This window comes from Thermobacillus sp. ZCTH02-B1, from assembly GCF_002159085.1.
Taxonomy (GTDB): Bacteria; Bacillota; Bacilli; order Paenibacillales; family Paenibacillaceae; genus Thermobacillus.
In genome coordinates this window covers 117,154-137,415 of record NZ_LZRU01000009.1, presented here as the reverse complement: position 1 = coordinate 137,415, position 20,262 = coordinate 117,154, and the positions used below count along the sequence as shown (strand labels likewise).

Annotated in this window: 19 protein-coding genes; 14 read left to right on the top strand and 5 right to left on the bottom strand. The window is 65.0% G+C overall.

Going from position 1 to position 20,262, the window contains the following annotated elements; all coding sequences use genetic code 11:
* Nucleotides 1-64 precede the first annotated feature (64 nt).
* Both A9Z00_RS02290 and A9Z00_RS02285 read left to right on the top strand, forming a co-directional pair.
* Nucleotides 65-1,273 (top strand): hypothetical protein, encoded by a 1,209-nt coding sequence (locus A9Z00_RS02290; RefSeq protein WP_296973907.1) that lies wholly within the window; start codon nucleotides 65-67, stop codon nucleotides 1,271-1,273.
* The gene (locus tag A9Z00_RS02285; protein WP_296973905.1) at nucleotides 1,270-3,606 is read left to right on the top strand and encodes a type IA DNA topoisomerase; all 2,337 of its coding nucleotides are present in this window, start codon (nucleotides 1,270-1,272) and stop codon (nucleotides 3,604-3,606) included. Before A9Z00_RS02290 ends, A9Z00_RS02285 begins: the two co-directional genes overlap by 4 nt.
* Before the next feature lie 53 nt (nucleotides 3,607-3,659).
* Here A9Z00_RS02285 and A9Z00_RS02280 read toward each other — a convergent pair whose 3' ends face one another.
* Both A9Z00_RS02280 and A9Z00_RS02275 read right to left on the bottom strand, forming a co-directional pair.
* Nucleotides 3,660-4,403 carry an HAD family hydrolase gene (locus A9Z00_RS02280; RefSeq protein ID WP_296973903.1) on the bottom strand — a complete coding sequence of 248 codons (744 nt, stop codon included), beginning with the start codon at nucleotides 4,401-4,403 and terminating at the stop codon, nucleotides 3,660-3,662.
* A 116-nt stretch (nucleotides 4,404-4,519) separates the two neighbouring features.
* The gene (locus A9Z00_RS02275) at nucleotides 4,520-4,741 is read right to left on the bottom strand and encodes a hypothetical protein (RefSeq protein ID WP_296973902.1); all 222 of its coding nucleotides are present in this window, start codon (nucleotides 4,739-4,741) and stop codon (nucleotides 4,520-4,522) included.
* 144 nt (nucleotides 4,742-4,885) lie between these two features.
* Here A9Z00_RS02275 and A9Z00_RS02270 point away from each other — a divergent pair, with 144 nt between their 5' ends.
* The 7 genes from A9Z00_RS02270 to A9Z00_RS02240 all read left to right on the top strand — a co-directional run bounded on the left by A9Z00_RS02270 (nucleotide 4,886) and on the right by A9Z00_RS02240 (nucleotide 12,181).
* Nucleotides 4,886-5,608, top strand: a complete 723-nt coding sequence (locus tag A9Z00_RS02270; protein WP_296973900.1) for a phosphonate ABC transporter ATP-binding protein — start codon at nucleotides 4,886-4,888, stop codon at nucleotides 5,606-5,608.
* 91 nt (nucleotides 5,609-5,699) lie between these two features.
* A complete protein-coding gene (locus A9Z00_RS02265) occupies nucleotides 5,700-6,314 on the top strand; it encodes a DUF3298 and DUF4163 domain-containing protein (protein ID WP_296973898.1) in 615 nt (204 codons plus the stop codon).
* A 298-nt stretch (nucleotides 6,315-6,612) separates the two neighbouring features.
* Nucleotides 6,613-7,296 carry an MOSC domain-containing protein gene (locus A9Z00_RS02260; RefSeq protein WP_296973895.1) on the top strand — a complete coding sequence of 228 codons (684 nt, stop codon included), beginning with the start codon at nucleotides 6,613-6,615 and terminating at the stop codon, nucleotides 7,294-7,296.
* Nucleotides 7,289-8,047 carry an SDR family NAD(P)-dependent oxidoreductase gene (locus tag A9Z00_RS02255; protein ID WP_296973893.1) on the top strand — a complete coding sequence of 253 codons (759 nt, stop codon included), beginning with the start codon at nucleotides 7,289-7,291 and terminating at the stop codon, nucleotides 8,045-8,047. The genes A9Z00_RS02260 and A9Z00_RS02255 overlap by 8 nt, the downstream gene beginning before the upstream one ends.
* 144 nt (nucleotides 8,048-8,191) lie before the next feature.
* Nucleotides 8,192-9,196: a 2-oxoacid:acceptor oxidoreductase family protein gene (locus A9Z00_RS02250; protein ID WP_296973891.1), complete on the top strand. Its 1,005-nt coding sequence runs from the start codon at nucleotides 8,192-8,194 to the stop codon at nucleotides 9,194-9,196.
* 37 nt (nucleotides 9,197-9,233) lie between these two features.
* Complete coding sequence (locus A9Z00_RS02245) at nucleotides 9,234-11,540, top strand: thiamine pyrophosphate-dependent enzyme (protein WP_296973888.1); 2,307 nt, start codon at nucleotides 9,234-9,236, stop codon at nucleotides 11,538-11,540.
* 110 nt (nucleotides 11,541-11,650) lie between these two features.
* Nucleotides 11,651-12,181, top strand: a complete 531-nt coding sequence (locus A9Z00_RS02240; protein WP_296973886.1) for a hypothetical protein — start codon at nucleotides 11,651-11,653, stop codon at nucleotides 12,179-12,181.
* A 243-nt stretch (nucleotides 12,182-12,424) separates the two neighbouring features.
* Here A9Z00_RS02240 and A9Z00_RS02235 read toward each other — a convergent pair whose 3' ends face one another.
* A complete protein-coding gene (locus A9Z00_RS02235; protein WP_296973884.1) occupies nucleotides 12,425-13,438 on the bottom strand; it encodes a YpdA family putative bacillithiol disulfide reductase in 1,014 nt (337 codons plus the stop codon).
* 162 nt (nucleotides 13,439-13,600) lie between these two features.
* Here A9Z00_RS02235 and A9Z00_RS02230 point away from each other — a divergent pair, with 162 nt between their 5' ends.
* The 3 genes from A9Z00_RS02230 (at nucleotide 13,601) to A9Z00_RS02220 (ending at nucleotide 16,062) form a co-directional block, all read left to right on the top strand.
* A complete protein-coding gene (locus tag A9Z00_RS02230; protein ID WP_296973882.1) occupies nucleotides 13,601-14,131 on the top strand; it encodes an ADP-heptose synthase in 531 nt (176 codons plus the stop codon).
* 124 nt (nucleotides 14,132-14,255) lie between these two features.
* On the top strand, nucleotides 14,256-14,927 hold the full coding sequence (locus tag A9Z00_RS02225; protein WP_296973879.1) for an SOS response-associated peptidase family protein: 672 nt from the start codon (nucleotides 14,256-14,258) through the stop codon (nucleotides 14,925-14,927).
* 340 nt (nucleotides 14,928-15,267) lie between these two features.
* Nucleotides 15,268-16,062 (top strand): alpha/beta hydrolase, encoded by a 795-nt coding sequence (locus A9Z00_RS02220; RefSeq protein ID WP_296973875.1) that lies wholly within the window; start codon nucleotides 15,268-15,270, stop codon nucleotides 16,060-16,062.
* A gap of 9 nt (nucleotides 16,063-16,071) precedes the next feature.
* On the opposite strand, the gene A9Z00_RS02215 is transcribed toward A9Z00_RS02220, so the two are convergent.
* Entirely contained in the window at nucleotides 16,072-16,554 is a 483-nt protein-coding gene (locus A9Z00_RS02215) for a C40 family peptidase (protein ID WP_296973873.1), read from the bottom strand.
* 265 nt (nucleotides 16,555-16,819) lie between these two features.
* Between A9Z00_RS02215 and A9Z00_RS02210 the strand changes: the two genes are divergently transcribed.
* Together A9Z00_RS02210 and A9Z00_RS02205 are read left to right on the top strand one after the other, a co-directional pair.
* Complete coding sequence (locus A9Z00_RS02210) at nucleotides 16,820-17,794, top strand: aldo/keto reductase (protein WP_296973871.1); 975 nt, start codon at nucleotides 16,820-16,822, stop codon at nucleotides 17,792-17,794.
* Nucleotides 17,795-18,091: 297 nt separating this feature from the next.
* Nucleotides 18,092-19,111: a Gfo/Idh/MocA family protein gene (locus tag A9Z00_RS02205; RefSeq protein WP_296973868.1), complete on the top strand. Its 1,020-nt coding sequence runs from the start codon at nucleotides 18,092-18,094 to the stop codon at nucleotides 19,109-19,111.
* A gap of 123 nt (nucleotides 19,112-19,234) precedes the next feature.
* Here A9Z00_RS02205 and A9Z00_RS02200 read toward each other — a convergent pair whose 3' ends face one another.
* Complete coding sequence (locus A9Z00_RS02200; protein WP_296973865.1) at nucleotides 19,235-20,200, bottom strand: diacylglycerol/lipid kinase family protein; 966 nt, start codon at nucleotides 20,198-20,200, stop codon at nucleotides 19,235-19,237.
* Between the last annotated feature and the right edge of the window lie 62 nt (nucleotides 20,201-20,262).

The window sequence follows — 20,262 nt, the reverse complement described above, 5'->3', positions numbered from 1 at the left end:
AGAATCGATAGCAGAGGAAACACGCGCATCCAGATTCCGGTAGATCGGCAAGGGAGCGGTGCCTGTGTCCGGCGGAGACGTGCTTCTCCTGACGCCCGGGGATGTCGGGAGAATCCGGAACTACGTGCGGAAGAAATACGCTTCGCTGCCCGGCGAGAGGCGCGCGGAGATCGTCGCGGACGCCGTGCGGCGCGCCATCGAGCGGCAGCTGCCCGCGTTCGAGGATTCGCTCAGACGAGGGCTGACGAACGCGCTGATCCGCTGCGTCGTGCTGGAGGAACGGCGGCCGGTCGCGGCGTCGGATGTGATCGGGGAGATGTTGCGCCTGGACTGGCGGGACCCCGGCAGGCTGCGCGCGATCCGGGACTGGGCGTCCGCGCGGCTCGGCGCGGAGCTCGACGAGCAGCTCCTGGCGTCGATCTTCGCCGCTGCGGCCGGCGACGGCGCGCAAGCCTGGAACGGCCTGCGGGAGGCCGCTTCCGCGCGCGCCGGCAGCGCTGCGGGCGTTGCCGCCGGCATCGGTCCGACGCCGGCCGCGCCGGCCGGCGGGCAGGCTTCCGGCGTCGTCGTCCCCTTCCCGGTCCGGCCGGATCGGTCGGACGGGCCGGGTCAGCCGGACCGGCCGGAGCACCGCCGCTTCCGGTTCCTGTACGCGGCGCTGGCCGGACTGCTGGCCGTCGGCATGACGGCTTACGGACTCGCCGCCGTGAACCAGGACGGAGAGACGGTTCCGGAAGCACCTCCGCCCGTGTCCGGTCAGGTGTCGGGCGGCGATGCGCCGGCGCCCGACACCAGCCTGGCCGAGGGCAACGAGCTGCCCGCCCGGCTCCGCTGGCGGCCGGTCGACGTCGAGAAGCTCAAAGCGTACCTTGCCTCGCGCAAATCCTTGCTGCGGCATGAACCGTATTTCTCGGCCATCATGGATGCGGCCCGGGCCTATGACATCCATCCGCTGCTCCTGTTCGCGATCACCGGCCAGGAGCAGGGATTCGTGCCCGAAGACCATCCGCAGGCCGAGACCATCGCGAACAATCCGTTCAACGTGTACCACAGCTGGCAGGATTTCAACACGACGACGGCCCATTCGGCGGAGATCGCGTCCCGCACGATCATCCGGCTCAGCCGGGACCGGCCGCCGGAAGTCGATCCCGTCGAATGGATCAACCGGGAATACGCCGAGGATCCGCTCTGGCATCGCGGCGTGAACGCCCTGTTCAACAGCATGGAACAATATCTGTCGCAAGATGCGGAAGGAGCGGCAACCAACGGGTGAAGACGCTCGTCATCGCGGAGAAACCGGACATGGGCCGGACGATCGCCCGCGTCATCGAACCGGGCGCCGAACGCCGGCAAGGTTACCTGGAAGGGCGGCAGTACATCATCACCTGGGCGATCGGCCACCTGGTCGGCCTGGCCGAGCCCGAATACTATGACGAGAAATACCGGAAGTGGCGGGACGAAGATCTGCCGATCCTGCCCGCCGTCTTCAAATTGCAGCCCAACCCGAAGACGAAGGGGCAGCTCCGGATCATCGCGGAGCTCGCGAAACGGTGCGACCGCATCGTGAACGCCTGCGACGCGGGGCGGGAAGGGCAGCTGATCTTCCACCTGATCAAGGAATACCTGGGGCTTGACCATCCCGTCGACCGCCTCTGGATCTCCGACCTGACGCCGGAGACGATCCGGCGCGGATTCGCGGAGCTGAGAAGCGACGGCGAATTCGACGCGCTTACGCGGGCGGCGCGGGCGCGCAGCCAGGCGGACTGGCTGATCGGCATGAACGCTTCGCGGGCGTTCACGATCCGCCACGGCACGCTGCTCTCCGCCGGACGCGTGCAGACGCCCGTGCTCGCGCTGCTGTACGAGCGGCACAAGGAGATCGAGGCGTTCCGGCCCGAAACGTACTACACGGTGCACGGCAGGTTCCTGGCGGGGGAGACGGCCTACCGCGGCATCCGGATCGGCGGGAGGCTGAAGGACCGGGGCGAGGCGGAGGCGATCGCCGCAACATGCGCCGGCCGCGCGGGACGCATCGCCGAATACGACGTGAACGAGAAAAAGGAGTATCCGTACCGACTCTACGATCTCACGCTGCTGCAGCGGGAGGCGAACGCGCGGTACGGATTTTCCGCCAAAAAAACGCTCGACCTCGCCCAGTCGCTCTACGAACGGCACCAGGTCATCACCTACCCGCGCACAAGCTCCAATTACGTGACGGAGGAAAGCATCCCGTACATGCACCGGGCGCTCGCCATGCTGCGGGAACTCGAGCCGTACGCGGACCTCGCGGCGGGGGCCGATGCGCGGCTCGTCCACCGCGGCAACCGGGCGGTCTGCAATCCCGCGAAGGTGGAGGACCATCACGCGATCCTGCCGACGCCGAAAAAGCCGGGCGGCCTTACGCCCGACGAGCGCCGGCTGTACGATCTGATCGTCCGCCGCTTCCTCGCCCACTATTATCCGCCGGCCGTCTACCGGGTGCACGAAATCGTGACGGAAGTGTCGGACGAGCGATTCCGGACGACGGTCAGGGAACTGCTGGAGACCGGATGGAAGGCGGTGCTCGAGGCGGACGAAGGCGCCGGAGGCGGGAAGACGGGACGCGGCAAATCCGGAGCGGACGACACGGAAGGCGAGGAAGTGGAGGAGATGCTGGCCGAAGGCGGGTTCGCGCTCGATCCCGAAGCTCCGGTGCGCTGCGAAGGCGTCGATGTCGCGGAGAAGACGACGAAGCCGCCCAGGCCGTATACCGAAGGCACGCTGCTGAAGGCGATGGAGACGGCCGGCCGGCTGATCGAGGACGAGGAACTGCGCGAAGCGATGAAGGAGTGCGGGCTCGGCACGCCCGCGACCCGCGCCGCGACGATCGAGCGGCTGAAACAGGTCGGATATGCCGTGGCGAGGGGAAGGACCATCCGGATCACGCCGAAGGGCATCGCCGCGGTTGAGCTGATCCGCGGCGCGGGCGTCGAACTGCTCACGTCGCCCGAAATGACGGGGCAATGGGAGCGCAGGCTGAACCAGATTTCGCGCGGCGAGGCGTCCGAAGAGCCGTTCATGGAACAGGTGCGCCAGTTCGCGGCGAAGATCGTCGAACTTGTGCGCATGCAGCCGCCGCTGCCGCCGGGGACGTTTGCCGAAGCGGGGCGCGGCGCGCGCGCGTCGGGAAAGGGAAGGATGCGGCGGGCGTCCGTGACCGGAGCCGCGGCGGCCGGCCGGAACGCCGGCCATGCGGCAGCCGCGTCCGAAGAACCGGACGGCCCTTCGAACGCGGGTGCGGGGAGCGGTGCCGATGCCGCCGCCCGCGCCGGGGCAGGCCGGCCGCCGGAGCCGGCCGCGATCGCGCCCTGCCCGCGTCCGGGCTGCGGCGGCATGATCATCGAGGGCAGGCGCGGTTACGGCTGCACGCGCTACCGCGAAGGCTGCCGGTTCGTCATCTGGAAGGAATCCTGCGGCCGGCCTATCACCGCCGCGATGGCGGCGTCTCTGGCGAAATCCGGCCGGACGAGGCCGATCGTCCTGTCCGCGCCGGACGGCTCGAAGCGGAAAGGCCGTCTCCGGCTAGCCGATCCCGCCACAGGGGAACTGGCGGTCGAATACGAATAGCGGAAAGACACGGGCCCGGCGCATCGTCTGACGATGCGTCGGGCCCTCATGCTTCAGCGGAGCATGTGCGAGCGGACGTAGCCGGCGATGGCGTCGGGCACGTCCTTCAGCCGCTTGAGCCGGATGAAGGCGCCCTTCGGCTCCACGTCGATCCGGGCGATGTTGTATTGCCATTCCCGCTCCGCCTGCACGTGGATCGCATGGAGACCGGCCTTCAGCGCCGGAATGACGTCGGTGCGGAGCGAATTGCCGATCATCCAGGTGCGGCTGCGGTCGAAGCCGCACGAGGCGGCAATCTCCTCGAGCGCCTCCACGTTCTTGTGCCGCCGGATGTGGATCCGCGAGCCGAAGAAGCGCCGGAGCCCGAACCGGTCGATCTTCCGGCGCTGGATCTCCGGATCGCCGCCCGTGTACAGGTGAAGCTCGTGGCCTTCCTCCTTGAGCCGCACGAGCGTCTCCTCCATGTGCGGATAGGGCTCCGCCTCGAGCTCGTAGACGCTCCGGCCGAGCCGCCATACCGTCTCCTCCTCGTCCCGCGAGGGAGCCACCCCGAACCGCGCGGCGAAATGCCGGTACGTCTCGACGAACGAGCGGGGGAAATGCTCGCTGTCGAAGCCGACGACCTGCACGCCGGCGATGTCGATCTCGGCCTGCACGCGGCGCACCTCGTCGGGATCGAGCCCTTCCCGCCGGAAGCGGTCCGCCATCCATGAGGCGAACTGGTCGATGACCATGAAGAAATAGCGGTTGCAGTGGATGAGCGTATCGTCAAGATCGAACAGGATCGTCTGCTTCATGCTTCCTCCCGTACAAGCCGGCCTGCCGCACTCCGTTCCGGTCATGCGGCCGTCACATCCATGCTAGCGGATCGGAAGCCTCCGGTCAATCGGACGGAGCCCGCGGCCGCCGGACGTCAGGCGTAACGTTCCCGCTTGCGCGCCAGATCATTCTTGATGAAGGCGATGCGCTTCCTGACGTAGAAATCCAGGCTGTCGCCCTTCAAATCCTTCGGGGTGAGGACGGTGCCCGTCTGGTTGTCGATGATGGTCAGGGCGCCGTCCGAATAGAACTTGAACGTCAGATCGCGCCAGGGGCGATGGCGTTCGATAAACCGGTAATGCTCGCAGCTTCTCATGTCCGGGCACCTCCGCAAGCAACCCGCAGGATACGGGAACAAATGTTCTTGTATCCAGTATAGCAAACATTTGTTCGCGTGGAAAGTCCATCCGGATTCCCGTAGACTAATTTTTTGGGACATAACGGGACGTGGAGGGGCGACATGATCGAAGCGAAGAAACTGACCAAGCGGCTTGTGGACGGCAGGACGGTGCTCTCGGACGTCGATTTTCTTGTGGAAGGCGGCAAGTTCACCGTCGTGGCCGGAGCGAGCGGAAGCGGCAAGTCGATGCTGCTGAAATGTCTGGCCCTGCGGGAAAAATGGACGAGCGGACAGCTGCTGCTTGACGGCGAGGACGTGTTCAAGGGCGGCTGGAGAATGAAAATGCGCGTGCGGCGGGAGATCGCGTACCTCTCGGAGAAGCCGGAACTCAACCCGAACCGCACCGCGCTCAAAAACGCGCTGATCGGCACCCGGTACCAGACGCCGCTCTGGCGCAGGCTGATCGGCTCGGTCCGCAGCGACGACTACATGGGCGTCATGGACGTGCTCGAGCAGGTCGGCCTGCTCGACAAGGCGCATGCGAAGGTGTCCACGCTCAGCGGCGGCGAGCGCCAGCGCGTCGCGATCACGATGGCGATCGTGCACGGCGCGCGCGCGCTGCTCCTGGACGAGCCGGTGACCGGGCTCGATCCGCACACCGCGGAGAAGATTCTCGCGGACCTGAAGGCGATGTGCGGCCGCGGCATCGCGGTCGTCGCGGTGCTGTCCAACCTCGAGTGGGCGGAGAAATACGCCGACCGCATCGTCGGCCTGAAGGAGGGACGCGTCGCCTTCGACGTCTCCGGACGGCGCCTGACCGGGCGCGAGCGGGCGATGCTGTAATCGCGGCCGGTAAACGCGGCAATCGGATATGACGCGGCGGGATCGCGCATAGGAATGTACCAATCCGACACAAGGCAGGTGTCCGCGACCCATGGCGTTCCGATTGCCCGTCATCGTGCAGGCCGTCCGCCTCACGCGGCCGAAGGTCGAAATCTGGTCGCCCTTTGTCAGCGGCCTCGCGAATCCGGAGGCGCAGACCCGCATCCGCCAGTCGCTGCAGGAGGCGGAGCGTTCACTGGAGGCGCAGCAGGGACCGCTGGACGACCCGCGCGCCGAAATGCTCGGCTGGTTCGAAACGAAGACGAACGAGCGGGGCGTCTTCAGCATCTCGCTGTACAATTACGCGTACACCGGCGGCGCGCACGGTCTGACGCTGCAGACGTCCCGCACGTTCGACACCGCGACGGGACGCGTCTATACGCTCGCCGATCTGTTCAAGCCCGGCAGCCGGTACGAGGAGCGGCTGACGAACATCGTGCGGGAGCAGATCCGCCGCCGGGACATTCCCGTGTTCGAAGGCGCAGAGGTGACCGTAACACCCGACACGGACTTTTACATTGCCGACCGGACGCTCGTGCTCTACTGGCAGCTGTACGCGATCACGCCCTACGTGTACGGTTTTCCTTATGTTCCGATATCCGTCTACGAACTCGGAGACATCGTGCGCGAAGACGGTCCGCTCGGGGTCATGAACGTGAACGATTGAGCGCATTTCCCGGGCAAGCGCAGAAGCAGGCAGGAATACCCGCGATTCGACAGCGGTGCATTGCATGCCGTTGTCGATTTTTTTCCATGTCTGATCTGCGACGGCAGGCCGCTCAACCCCGCCGCGCCTCCGAAACCCGTCGTGAACGGTACGCCGTACCGCTGGAGCGCGGCGGCGAGCGTCCTTCGGCCCGTAACGGCCGCTTTTTTTTTATTTTTTCGCATTGTCCGAGCCCGGGAGCGCCGTTATAATGGCATCAAATCCCATGCCATACCATGCGACGGAAAAGGGTGAGCGCGTGAGCAACGCATCTTGCGGCGAAGGCGTGCTGCTGTCGGTCAACGTCGGCATGCCGACCGAATGGCGGTACGGATCGAAGACGGTCAAGAGCGGAGTCTTGAAGCTGCCGGTGCAGGGGCCCGTGCGGGCGCTGCGCGGCGGGCTTCCCGGCGACGGCCAGGGCGACAGGGTGCACCACGGCGGCCCCGACAAGGCCGTCTGCGTCTACAGCCACGACCACGGCGGGTACTGGGAAAGCCGGTGGGGCAAACCGTGCGAGTACGGCGCGTTCGGCGAAAATTTCTCGATCGCCGGATTCGTCGAAACCGACGTCCACATCGGCGACATCTTCCGCATCGGGACGGCGGTCTTCCAGGTGACGCAGCCGCGGATGCCCTGCTACAAGCTCGGCATGCGGCACAACCGGCCGAAGCTGCCGGACGAGGTGCTGAAGTCGGGATATACCGGCTGGTATTTCCGCGTCCTGGAGGAAGGGGAGGTCCGGACCGGCGACCGGATCGAGCGGATCGAAAAGCGGAACCGCAACCCGACCGTCGCGGAGGCGGCGGAGATCGACGCGTTCCGGAGGCGCGACCGCGACGCCTTGCGAAGGCTGCTCGACGCGGACGGACTGTCGGCCGACTGGAAGGCGGCATTGAGCGAAAGGCTTGCCAGACTGGAGGAGGAATCGGGACATGAATGAACCGGCAAAGGGACGGGTTCTGATCACCGGCGCGGCCGGCGGCATCGGCAGCCGCCTCGCGGAGGCATACGCGAAGGCGGGGCATCCCGTCGTCATGACGGATATCGATCTCGGGCGGGGCGGGGAAATCGCCGACCGGATCCGCCGGGAGGCGGGGACGGAAGAGGTCGTGTTCATCCCGGCCGACCTGGCTGTACCACAACAGATCGAAGAGCTGTTTCACTCATTGGATAAACAGTCCATGACCGTCGACATCCTGATCAACAACGCCGGCTTCGGCATCACGAAAAGCCCGTACGAACTCACCTGGCAGGAATGGGACAGCGTGCTGAACGTCAATCTCCGCGCGGCCTTCCTGTGCGCCAGGGAAGCCGCCCGGCGCATGCGGCTCGCCGGTCGCGGCGGCTCGATCGTCAACATCGCGTCGACGCGCGCCTTCATGTCCGAGCCGCACACGGAAGCCTACGCCGCCTCCAAGGGAGGCATCGTCTCGCTGACGCACGCGCTCGCGGCGTCCTTCGCCCCGGACGGCATCCGCGTCAACTGCATCAGCCCGGGCTGGATCGAGACGGGCGATTACGGCGCGCTGCGCGAAATCGACCACAGGCAGCACCCGGCCGGCCGCGTCGGAAGGCCCGATGACATCGTGAGGGCTTGCTTCTATCTGACCGATCCGGCCAACGATTTCGTCACCGGCGTCAATCTGATCGTCGACGGCGGCATGACGAGGAAGATGATCTACGAGCCCTGACGATTCGGATTTCAACCAATTTTCCGGTGCCTCTTTCAGAGTTTCGCATATGCTGTTATACTAATAACAAAAAGCTGCAACATTGGCGGCTTCGACTGGAGAAGGGGAACGGAAGACTAATCGAATCGAGAAGGAAGTGGGGACATGCCTGTATTGCCGAAGACGAACGAGTTTGGTTTCTTTGAGATTCGACTCGAGTCCATCGGCGGGCTCGGCGCCAATCTCGCCGGCAAGATGCTGGCGGAGGCAGGTGTCGTCGGAAGCGGATTCAACGGCGTCAGCTTCTCATCCTACGGCTCGGAGAAAAAGGGGTCGCCCGTCAAGGCGCACATCCGTTTCTGCGCGCCGGACGTCCACATCCGTGACACGACTCCGGTCGAGCGGCCGCACATCGTCGGCATTTTCCACGAAAATCTGTACAAGACCGTCAACGTCATCAGCGGCATCTACGAGGACAGCATCGTGCTCGTCAACTCGGCCAAGACGCCCGAACAGCTCAAGGAGAAGCTGAAGCTGCTCGGGGGCACGATTGCGGTCGTCGACGCGACGGGCATCGCGCTCGAGGAGAACAACCGCGTCAACATGGCGATGCTGGGCGGCCTGTTCCGGCTGTGCGATTTCCTCGATCCCGAATTCATGAAAGGCGTCATCCGCAAATCGCTCGAAAAGAAATATCCGCACGCCGTCGAACCGGCCATCCGCACGTTCGAGCGCGGCTACAACGAAGTGAAATTCCAGACGTTCAAGCTTCCCGAGGGTGCCGAAATGCCGAAGCCGACCCGCTGGGACATTCCGGTCCTCGGGTACGAGACGCAGCCGATCGGCGGCACGATCACGAATCCGGGCAACAGCATCCTGAAGGATCTCAGCATTTCGCGCCAGGGCATGATGCCGCATTTCCACGAGGAAAAATGCATCCACTGCGCTGCCTGCGACACGGCCTGCCCGGACTTCTGCTTCGTCTGGGAGGAGAGGCCCGACAAGAAGGGCCGCCCGCAGATGTTCCTGCTGGGCATCGATTACCAGTACTGCAAGGGCTGCCTGAAATGCGTCGTCGCCTGCCCGACCGAGGCGCTCACGGCCGAGCGGGAGACGGACGGCTACGGCGAAGCGCACCGCGTGCCGCACCGTTTCGCGCTCGCGAATTGAGGCGCCCGGCGACATTCTTACGGCGAGGTGAATGAGCATGGCGATCGAGATCAGCAAGGAGCGCCCGGCCGGCACGGTCGAGCAGCGCATGGTCTATGAATCCGGCAACGAGATGGCGGCCTACGCCGCGCACCAGATCAACTATCACATCATGGGCTATTTCCCGATTTCGCCGTCCACGGAGGTCGCGCAGTTTCTCGACCTCATGAAGGCGAACGGCCAGCATGACATCAAGCTGATTCCGGCGGACGGCGAGCACGGCTCGGCCGGCATCTGCTACGGCGCGTCCGTCGCCGGCGGCCGCGTGTTCAACGTCACGAGCGCGAACGGCTTCCTGTACATGCTGGAGCAGCTGCCGGTGCAGTCCGGCACGCGCTTCCCGATGGTGTTGAACCTCGTCTGCCGTTCGGTGTCGGGGCCGCTCAACATCCACGGCGACCATTCCGACCTCTATTTCGCGCTCAACACCGGCTGGCCGATCCTGCTTGCGCGTGATCCGCAGGCCGTCTATGACATGAACATCATGGCGATCAAGCTCGCCGAGCATCCCGATGTCCGGCTGCCCGTCATCGTCGCGTCGGACGGCTACTTCACGTCGCACCAGAAGCGGCGCGTGCAGACGTTCGCGCACCGGGAAGACGTGCTGAAGTTCATCGGCGAGAAGCCGCCGGAAGGCTTCCCGCACGTGCTCGACCGGAACAATCCGATCACGGTCGGCCCGTACATGAACGAACCGGATTTCATCAACAACCGCTATCAGCAATCCGAAGCGATGTACCGCGCGGCGAAGGTGTACGACGAGATCCGCAGGGAATACGCCGTGCTGACCGGACGCGACTATCCGATGCTCGATCTGTACCGGATGGAGGACGCGGAAGTCGCGGTGTTCCTGCTGAACTCGGCGGCGGAGATCATCAAGGACGTCGTGGACCAGCTCCGGGCGAAGGGGATCAAGGCGGGCGCGATCTCGCCGAACGTCATCCGCCCGTTCCCGCAGCGCGAGATCGCCGAAGCGCTCAAAAACGTGAAGGCGGTCACGGTCGGCGACCGCGCCGATTCGTACGGCGCCTACGGCGGCAACATGACGCTTGAGGTCAAGGCGGCGCTGTTCACGCACGGCAACACGACGACGAAGGTGATCAGCCGCATTTACGGCCTCGGCGGCAAGGATTTCTACGCGGAAGACGGCCATCACTTCTTCCAGCTCGCGATCGAAGCGGCGGAGAAGGGATACGTCGAGAAGCCGTTCGACTATTACGGCCTGACGCCCGGCGATCCGGACAAGGCGCCGAAGCGGGTGATCGAACCGCTCAAGTACGAGGAAGTGAAGACCGGCCTCATCACGGTGGAAAAGGACGAGGAAACGGGCAAACTGAAGGTGAAGGTTCCGCCGCTCCGGAACCTCACGAAGAAGCCGAAACGGCTCGCGCCGGGACACGGCGCCTGCCCGGGCTGCGGCATCTTCTCCGGGCTTGAGCTGTTCTTCAAGGGCATCGAAGGCGACATCGTCGCGCTGTTCCAGACCGGCTGCGCGATGGTCGTCACGACGGGTTATCCGTACTCGTCCCACAAGGCGACGTACATCCACAACCTGTTCCAGAACGGCGCGGCGACGCTGTCCGGCGTGGTCGAAATGTTCTGGGAGCGCAAGCGCCGCGGCGAACTTGACCACCTCGGCCTGAAGGACGACTTCACGTTCGTCATGGTCACGGGCGACGGCGGCATGGACATCGGCATGGGCCCGGCGATCGGCGCCGCGCTGCGCAACCACAAGATGATCATCATCGAGTACGACAACGAAGGCTACATGAACACGGGCGCCCAGCTGTCGTATTCGACGCCGCTCGGCCACCGGACGTCGACGTCCAACGTCGGCAAGTTCCAGGGTGGCAAGCTGTTCCACCACAAGGACACGCCGCAGATCATGGCGGCCACGAACATTCCGTACGTGTTCACCGGCGCGGAATGCCTGCCGCAGGATCTCATCCGCAAGGCGGCGAAGGCGCAATACTACGCGCAAAACGAGGGGTTGGTGTACGGCAAGATCCTGATCACGTGCCCGCTGAACTGGCTCTCGGAGGAGAAATACGGCCAGCAGATCCTCGAAGACGCGGTCAACTGCTGCTTCTTCCCGATCTACGAGGTCGAGCACGGGATCACGACGATCACGTACAACCCCGAGGAGAAGGGCAAGCGGATACCGGTCACCGACTGGCTGAAGCGGATGGGCAAGACGCGCCACCTGACGCGTCCGGAATACGCCGAGGCGCTGAAGGCGTTCGAGGAGGAAGTCGAACGTCGCTGGCAGCGTCTGAAGGCGAAGCATGAAAATCCGTACCTGTAACCCGCGGGCGAATGCGGACCCGGGACTATGCGGCGCGCCTTCCGGCAAGGGGGGCTGCGCCGTTTGTTTGAAGCGCGGGTTTTGATCGAAGCCGAAGGAGGATGTGAGGGATGCCGATCGTGAAGGCGGACGGTCTGTTCGCCCGGTTCAGGGAGCTGGAACCCGGAGAGGAGGCGGCGTTCGGCGAAGAGCTGAGGGCCGGCGGATTCTCCGCGGTGCGCGTGTTTCTGGAGGATTTCCGCGCGTTCCTGAAGCAATACGATGAGCCGCTTCAGGAGGAGGCCGAGCGGCTGATCGGCCGCGGCCGCGCCGCGCTGCCGGACGCCGGGCGGATCAGCCCGTCCTGGTCGCGGATATGGAGCGAGTTCACGGACATCGCCGCTTACAAGAAGGACGTGTTCAACCGCATCCCTCCGGACGATCGGGACGGCGAATGGCAGGTGCTGATCGACAATCCGTTCACGAACGGACAGATCGCGGTCTATCCGGGGCTGTCATTTCTCGAGGCGGCCTATCTGTACGCCTATTTCCGGACCGATCTGATGCCGAACGAAGTGATCCGGATGCAGCGCGTCCACACCGTCCTGACCGACTCCGGCCGATCGCCGGAACCCCGCGGCGGGGAAAGGCGGGGCGGCTGAGGCCGCGCCGGCGACGGACCGGAAGTCGGCGGAGAAGCGGCCCGATGGAGGCGCGGCAAGCAGGCGGGATGGAACGCACGAAGAACGGCGAGCCGCCAGGAAGCGGCGCGGCAGGGGCGCAGCGAGCCGGCGCGAAGCGCGCGCGAGGCGGCGTACCGGCGGGTGAAGCGCAAGAAAGAGGCGGCGTCCCGGAACCGGGAACGCCGCCCGAGGGATGCGCCGCCGGCCGCCGACGGGCCGGAATCAGCGCGGTGTCCCCGCGACGCGGCCCGTGGCGAGCAGATGCGCGGCGATCTTGCGGCCGTGGAAGCGGCCGGACTCGATGAAGATTTCGTTCGCCTCGTTGCGGGAGGCGACGACGCCGGCAAGATAGAGGCCCGGCACGTTCGTCTCCATCGTCTCGTCGTCGTAGCGGGGCCAGCCTTCGGGCTCGATCACGACCCCGGCTTCGGTCAGGAAGCGCCGGTCGGGGTGGAAGCCGGTCAACGCGAGCACGAAATCGTTGCGCATCGTGACCGGTCCGTCCGGCGTCTCGATGTCGATCGTCTCTTCGGCGATGGCCTTCACCCGCGAGCGGAGCATGAGCCGGATTGCGCCTTTTTCGACCTTGGACATGAAGACCGGCAGCACCCAGGGCTTCACGCCTTTCGAAAGCGTTTCGCCACGGTGGACGACGGTGACGCGGGCGCCGACCCGCTCGATCTCGAGCGCGGCGTCGACCGCGGAGTTGGCGCCGCCGACGATCACGACGTCCGTGTTCGTGTAAGGGTGGGCTTCGACGAAGAAGTGCGACACCTTCGGCAGATCCTCACCGGGCACGCCGAGCATGTTCGGATGGTCGAAATAGCCCGTCGCCACGATCACGATGTCGGCTTCGTAGCGGACCGGACGGACCGAGCGGCGGCGCGCTTCGAGCATGAAACCGCCCCCGGGCTTCGGCGTCAGCCGGTCGACGATCGTGAACGTATGGATGCGCACGTTCCTGCGGAGCGCCACCGTGCGGTAATAGTTCAGCGCCTCGAGCCGCGTCGGCTTCGCGCCGGCCGTCGTGAACGGAATGCCGTCGATCTCGAGATTTTCCGGCGTGCTGAAGAATTCCATGTAGACCGGGTAGCGCGAGATCGAGTGGACGATGTTCTGCTTCTCGATGACGAGCGGATCGAGCCCGATCTTCTGAAGCTCGACGGCTGCGGCCAGACCGCACGGTCCGGCGCCGATGATGATGACGCGTTCCCTGTGGGTTTCCAGTGTCTGCAAGATGAACGACCTCCCTGCACCATTGTAATGCTTCGGGCGCTGGCGGATCAACGAATCGACCTATGTACAAACGAGCGAATCGTGTATAATAGGGGCGAAATGCATGCCTTCACTTCTGCTGACGACCCGGCAGTGATCGACAACGTTAAGGAGGATTCATCCATGCGTCGGCGCTTTGTCATCGAGGCCGTAATGGTGGCGACATACGGTCAGCTGCTGGTCCCTTCGCGGCCGGTTGAATATATCATTCCCTATTCGACCATCATGGAGCTGTACGACATGAAGGATGGTCCCGAGCCCGTCATGGACGATCCCGAAGACGACCGTCACGTCAAGCAGAAGATCGGCGAACTGATCGAATTCTTCGCCGAGCCGCTCAACCGGAAGAAGATCGAGCGCGCCCTGCAGATGCCGTGGAGGGAAAGCCCTCCGCTGCTTCTGAAGGAAGACGTCTCGTTCATCGTCGTGCACGCGATCGACAACGCGCAGTACGGCGAGCTTTTCGATCCGATCGAAACGGAGCAGATCCTGACGGCCATCAAGTACCAGGTGCCGCTCCTGACCGACCAGCTCGAGCTGCAGGACCGGATCATCGAGGCGGAAGTGCCCGTGCAGGTGTTCGATATCGAAGATTTCGAATACGCGGTGGAAGTCGGAACGGAAATCGACTGGGAGACGAGCCGGGATCTGTAATCCGGCCGCCCGACGCCCGCCCTGGACCGTCCGGTTCGGGGCGGGTTTTTTGTGTCCGGAAATAAAAGGACGCGGTCCCGGGCATGCTAGGTTCGAATTGCCAGGGAAGGGAGAGCGAACCCGCATGCCGGCACTGCGCTTACGGCTTCGGCGCACCGAGGAACCGGAGGTGCGCGAGTCGTTCGAACTGAACGGAAGTCTGGACGATATCCGCGACCGGTTCGGGGTCGTGAAGGTCGAAGCGGACTATGTGCCCCGGGAGGTGGTCGAGCCGACCGATCCGGTCCCGATCATCGTCGGTCCGCGGCGCGAGCGGAAACTGGCGGATGCCCGCTGGGGCCTTTTCCCGTTCTGGGCGAGGGACGCCGTGTACGCCGATCTGCACCGGCTGCCGGCGATGCCCTCCTTCGGCGGCCTGATCCGGCGGCGCCGCTGCATCGTGCCGGGCACGGCGCTGGTGACGCTCGCGACTTCCGGCCGCCTGCTAAGCGTCGTGCGACTCATGCCGCGGGACGGAAGCGTGTTCGGCATGGCCGGATTGTACGAAGAGTTCGTGGGCGCCGGCGGCCGGCATCTTCGCGCGTTCACGATCGTGACGGTCGATCGCCGCGGCGCGCACGGATCGCACCGCACCCGCATGCCGCTGCTGCTCGGCGGGGAGGAAGCGGACCGCTGGCTCGATGCCGCGGGAAATGCGGCGGACGACATGCCGCCCGTGCATTTCCATCTCCCTGACGAAGAACGTTGGGTCGCACGGACGTTCATCCGCAGGCTTGCCCGCAGGGCGCGGGTGTGAGAGCCGCACGCCCCGATGGCCGGGGCGTGCGTTATTTTCGTCCTGTTGTAAACCCGCGTTTTCCGCTATAATGGAAATGATGCTCTGGACGAGCAGGGCGACGAGGGAGGAAGCCGGACCGCGTTCAGGCTGCGCTTCACGCCGGGCCATCCGCATCGGTCGAACGGCGAGCGCGCGTCGGCGCGCGCAATCCGGAACATCCCGCGGAGAACGGGCGCGCCGCCGGGACAGGATCGCCGCCGGCCGGCGTCTATGTAAAGGTGAAGGGCAGGCTTTCGGACGTTGATCCGGCATTCGCGGCACCGGATACATGAAACGGAGACAGGAGGCGAATGACGCGTTGGCCCTCATTCGGTGTTATTTCTTTTCCGAGGTGCTCGGCCTGAACACGTCGATGACGGTCATCCTGCCGCAGAAGACGACGCGGCAGATCGGGATGAAGGGAGAGGCGTCGGACGGCCGCCACAAGACGCTCTGGCTGCTGCACGGCCTGAGCGATGACGACACGATCTGGCTGCGCCGCACCTCGATCGAGCGCTATGCCGCTCCGTACGGGATCGCCGTCGTCATGCCGCAGGTGCACCGCAGCTTCTACACCGACATGCACCACGGCGGGAAATACTGGACGTTCCTCACCGAGGAACTGCCGTCGCTCGCGCGTTCGTTCTTCCCGCTGTCCGACCGGCGCGAGGACAATTTCGTCGCCGGCCTCTCGATGGGCGGATACGGCGCCTTCAAGTGGGCGCTCCGCCGCCCGGAGATGTTCGCCGCGGCCGCGAGCCTGTCCGGTGCGCTGGACATGGCGTACCATCTGAAGAACAGGAAAGACATGGATCCGGACATCCGCGCGATGTTCGAGCAAATCTTCGGTCCGGATCTGGACATCGCCGGCACGGAGCACGATCTGCTCTGGCTGCTGGAGCAGACCGGCCGCTCCGACGGCCCGAAGCCGAAGCTGTATCAATGCTGCGGCACCAGCGATTTTCTGTATCAGGACAACCTGAACTTCACCGAAGCGTGCCGGAAGACGAACTATGAGCTGACCGTCGTCTACGACGAAGGCGATCACGAGTGGGGATACTGGGACCGTCACATCCAGCGGGTACTGGAATGGCTGCCGCTCGGCGGCGCCTGAAGCGCTTCGTCACAGCACGCGCCGCGCCGTAACGAAGCGCTTCTTCCAGTAGGAGCTGTTCATGTCCGAGATCGTCACGCCCCGGCTCGACGAGGCGTGGATCATTTTGCCGTTCCCGACATAGATCGCGACGTGGCCGATCGATTTGCCGCTCGTGCGGAAGAAGAGCAGATCGCCCTGGCTGATGCTGCCCCGGTCGACCTGTTCGCCCTCCTTCGCCTGCTCCTTCGACGTGCGCGGCAGTTTCACGCCGAGCAAGGCATACACGTGCTGAACGAACAGCGAGCAGTCGAAGGCGACCGGTTCTCCGTTCTTGATCAATCCGCCCAGCCGGTAAGGAGTGCCGATGTACTCCTTGCCGATCTCGATCAGCTTCCGCGATTCCTCGGTCGCCGCGAAGGCGGAACGTTCGACAGCGATGCCCGCGGCGCCGCTGCCGACGGCCGCAAGCAGAAGGACGGCGAGAACTTTCCTGATGACACCCAGTCGCATGCGTACGCTTGTCCCTCCTTGTCGAATCGGCCGACCGGCCGCCGTTTTTACTATACCACGGCGTCCGGCGGTCCTTTCGCGGCCATGAAGAAGCGGGAGCGCGGGCGGGGCGGATTTGGGACGGTTTATGAGATTCGCGTTAGAAATTTTTCATGCGCGAAGGCAGCCGGAGCCGCCGCCCCGGGACAGGATCTCCCGGAGGACGGCCGGGCTCCGGATCATGACGAAACCATGCGACGAACCGTGTGCAGGGAGGATGATCGGATTGAAATACACGAAGCTTGGCAAATCCGGTCTGAAAGTGAGCCGACTCTGCCTGGGAACGATGAACTTCGGACCGAAGACGGAGGAGAAGGAAGCGTTCCGCATCATGGATGCGGCGCTCGACGCCGGCATCAACTTCTTCGACACCTCGAATTCGTACGGCGGTCCGGTCAGGCGGGGATGGACCGAGGAGATCATCGGCAGGTGGTTCGCGCAGGGAGGCGGCCGGCGCGAACGCGTCGTGCTGGCGACGAAGGTCTACCAGAGCATGGGGGAGAAGGACAATCCGAACGACGAGGACGGCCTGTCGGCCTACAAAATTCGCCGGCATCTCGAGGATTCGCTGCGCCGGCTCCGGACGGATCACATCGAACTGTACCAGATGCACCACGTGGACCGCAGCGTGACTTGGGACGAGCTGTACGGCGCGTTCGAGGCGGCGATCGCGCAGGGGAAGATCGGCTACGTCGGGGCGAGCAACTTCGCGGCCCGCGACCTCGTGAAGGCGCAGTACGAAGCCCGGAAGCGGGGATTTCTCGGCCTCGTGTCGGAACAGCACAAATACAGCCTGCTGTGCCGGCTGCCGGAGCTTGAAGTGCTGCCGGCGGCGCAGGAATACGGCATCGGCGTCATCGCCTGGAGCCCGCTCGAGGGCGGCGTGCTCGCCGGCAATTTCCATCCGCAGCCGGGCTCGCGATCCGCGGAACTTGCGGAAAAAATCGAACGGCTGCGCCCGCAGCTCGAGCGGTTCTCGAAGCTGTGCCGCGAGCTCGGCGAATCCGAGGCGGTCGTGGCGCTGGCCTGGACGCTTGCGCATCCCGCGATGACCGCGCCGATCATCGGTCCGCGGACGGTCGAACAGCTCGAGAGCGCGCTGCGCGCCGTCGAGCTGGAACTGACGCCGGACGTGCTGCGCGAGATCGACGCCATCTTCCCGGGTCCGGGCGGTCCGGCCCCGGAAGCCTATGCATGGTGAGTGCAACGATCCGGCAAGATAAGACGGTCGGGCAGGATGGGGACATCCTGACCCGGCCGTTGCGCTTTTCGACGCCGCGTCTTGCTCCCGTCGCCGGCGGAGGACCGTCGTCGCGGCGGGAGTGCTCCGGCTTCCCGTCCCGACCCGCGCCGGCTCTTGCGGCCGCCGAAGCGCCCGCGCATCCGGTCATGGCAAAATCGCAATCATATACGACAAGATCGCAGCTAGTCTGTTCGGTGGAAACGCGATAAGATGGTATCGGCTGCAAACCTTTTCACAACACAAGGAGTGTCGGACATGTCCAGATTCAAGGTGGCCGTCCTCGGCTGCGGTTCGATCGCGAAACACCGCCATATTCCCGAATTTGCGGCGAATCCGAACGTCGAGCTCGTCGCGTTCTGCGACATCGTCCTCGAGCGCGCGAAGGCTTACGCGGCGCAATACGGCGGACGCGCCTATGCGGATTACAGGGAGCTCCTGGCCGCCGAGAAGCCGGACGCGGTCAGCATCTGTCTGCCGAACCATCTCCACGCGCCCGCGTCGATCGCGGCTGCGGAAGCCGGAGCCCACGTGCTCGTCGAGAAACCGATGGCAGGCAGCAGGGAAGAGGCCGAAGCGATGATCGAGGCCGCGCGCAAGCACGGCGTTTATCTGATGGTTGCGCACAACCAGCGCCTGATGCCGCCGCACGTGAAGGCGAAGGAAATCCTTGCATCCGGCATTCTCGGCCGGGTGCTGTCCTTCCGCACGTCCTTCGGCCATCCGGGCCCCGAGGGGTGGAGCGTTGACGGCCGGAACAGCTGGTTCTTCGACAAGCAGCGGGCGATCATGGGCGCGATGGGCGACCTCGGCGTGCACAAGTCGGACCTGATCCGCTGGCTGCTCGACGATGAAGTGGCCGAGGTGTCGGCTTTCATCTCGACGCTGCACAAGGAATCGACCGACGTGGACGACAATGCGATCTGCATCCTGCGCATGAGAAGCGGAGCGATCGGTACGCTCGTCGCGAGCTGGACGTACTACCGGGGCGAGGACAACAGCACGGTGCTCTGGTGCGAGAACGGCGTCATGAAAATCGGCACCGACCCGAGGGACCAGGTGATCGTCGAGCTCAAGAACGGCGAGACGCAGCGCTACAGCGTGGGCGAGATCGCGACGAACGAGAAGCAGACGGTGAGCGGCATCATCGACGAATTCGTCAACTGCCTCGTGACGAAGACGCCCCCGCGGATTTCCGGTGAGGAAGGCCTGAAGTCGCTGAACGTCATTCTCGCGGCGTTCGAATCGCAGGCGACCGGCCGCACGATCCGGCTGTAAGCTCCTCACGATCCGGTTCGGTTCCATGCCGGCATGCATCGGCAAACACGAAGCGAAGCCAGGCTCCGGCCCCTGCCGGCGGCCTGGCTTCGCTTTTTGCCGTGCGGCGGGCGCGCCGCCCCGTCAGACGACGACGTCCAGCGCGCGGTGTTCGACCCGAACGCCGAACGGCGTGGTTCCGGCGTCCTCGCCGTCGGCGTGCACGGGGAGGGGAGAAGCGGATTCGATCCGGATGCGCGTTCCGCGCAAAAAGGAGACGCCCCGGATCGACGCGTGCGCGCCGGCGTAAACCCGCGGGAAAGCGGTGATCAGGCGAAGGCGGGAAATTCCGTGCACGACGCAGACGTCGAGCAGACCGTCCCCGGACGAAGCCTGCGGATTAATGCGCATGCCGCCGCCGATGGAGGGAATGTTCGTGACCGCCGTGAGCCACACGCGGCGGAACGCGTGCCGGACGCCGTCGACTTCGAGCACGACGTCGGCCGGACGCCAGGTGATCAGCACCCGGATCATCAGAAAGACGTAAACGAGACGCGCCAGGCGCAAGCGTCCGAGCAGCCTTTTGATCCGGGACCGGTTGACGGCGGCGGCCACCGCCGCGTCGAGCCCGGCTCCGCCGGAATTGACCGCCGCCTCGCCGCCGTCGAAACGGATGACGTCGATTCGTCTGCAACGCCTGCCGCGCACGGTTTCCAACAGATGGGTAAGCGCTTCCAAAGGATCCTTCGGAATGCCGTGGTCGCGCGCAAAATCGTTGCCGGAACCCGCCGGTATCACGGCGAAAGCCGGCAGGCGCGCGGCGGCTTCGGCATCGGCGCCGGCGCCCGCGTCCAGCAGCCCGTTCGCAACTTCGCGCAGCGTGCCGTCCCCGCCGATGGCGACGATGACGTCCCGCTCCGCCGGGGAGCCGTGCATGCGCGCAAGACTGGATGCGGCCAGCCGGCGGCTGACGGCGGCGGCTTCGCCCGGTTCCGATGTCAGATAGCAGGCATGCGGAATGCCTTCGCGCTCCAGCCGGAGGCGGATCCGCTTCCAGGCGCGCAGCGACTTGCCGTTGCCGGCGGCGGGGTTGACGATGAAATGCAGCATGGGATCACGATTCCTCGTTTCATGACTTTAATATTTCATCAGGTTAATTTTATATGGCATAA

What these genes read in the sequence shown, in the direction of transcription:
- A9Z00_RS02280 (WP_296973903.1), bottom strand. Translation starts at nt 4,403, where the DNA reads ATGAAGCAGACGATCCTGTTCGATCTTGACGATACGCTCATCCACTGC.
- A9Z00_RS02275 (WP_296973902.1), bottom strand. Translation starts at nt 4,741, where the DNA reads ATGAGAAGCTGCGAGCATTACCGGTTTATCGAACGCCATCGCCCCTGG.
- A9Z00_RS02270 (WP_296973900.1), top strand. Translation starts at nt 4,886, where the DNA reads ATGATCGAAGCGAAGAAACTGACCAAGCGGCTTGTGGACGGCAGGACG.
- A9Z00_RS02265 (WP_296973898.1), top strand. Translation starts at nt 5,700, where the DNA reads ATGGCGTTCCGATTGCCCGTCATCGTGCAGGCCGTCCGCCTCACGCGG.
- A9Z00_RS02255 (WP_296973893.1), top strand. Translation starts at nt 7,289, where the DNA reads ATGAATGAACCGGCAAAGGGACGGGTTCTGATCACCGGCGCGGCCGGC.
- A9Z00_RS02250 (WP_296973891.1), top strand. Translation starts at nt 8,192, where the DNA reads ATGCCTGTATTGCCGAAGACGAACGAGTTTGGTTTCTTTGAGATTCGA.
- A9Z00_RS02245 (WP_296973888.1), top strand. Translation starts at nt 9,234, where the DNA reads ATGGCGATCGAGATCAGCAAGGAGCGCCCGGCCGGCACGGTCGAGCAG.
- A9Z00_RS02240 (WP_296973886.1), top strand. Translation starts at nt 11,651, where the DNA reads ATGCCGATCGTGAAGGCGGACGGTCTGTTCGCCCGGTTCAGGGAGCTG.
- A9Z00_RS02230 (WP_296973882.1), top strand. Translation starts at nt 13,601, where the DNA reads ATGCGTCGGCGCTTTGTCATCGAGGCCGTAATGGTGGCGACATACGGT.
- A9Z00_RS02225 (WP_296973879.1), top strand. Translation starts at nt 14,256, where the DNA reads ATGCCGGCACTGCGCTTACGGCTTCGGCGCACCGAGGAACCGGAGGTG.
- A9Z00_RS02215 (WP_296973873.1), bottom strand. Translation starts at nt 16,554, where the DNA reads ATGCGACTGGGTGTCATCAGGAAAGTTCTCGCCGTCCTTCTGCTTGCG.
- A9Z00_RS02205 (WP_296973868.1), top strand. Translation starts at nt 18,092, where the DNA reads ATGTCCAGATTCAAGGTGGCCGTCCTCGGCTGCGGTTCGATCGCGAAA.
- A9Z00_RS02200 (WP_296973865.1), bottom strand. Translation starts at nt 20,200, where the DNA reads ATGCTGCATTTCATCGTCAACCCCGCCGCCGGCAACGGCAAGTCGCTG.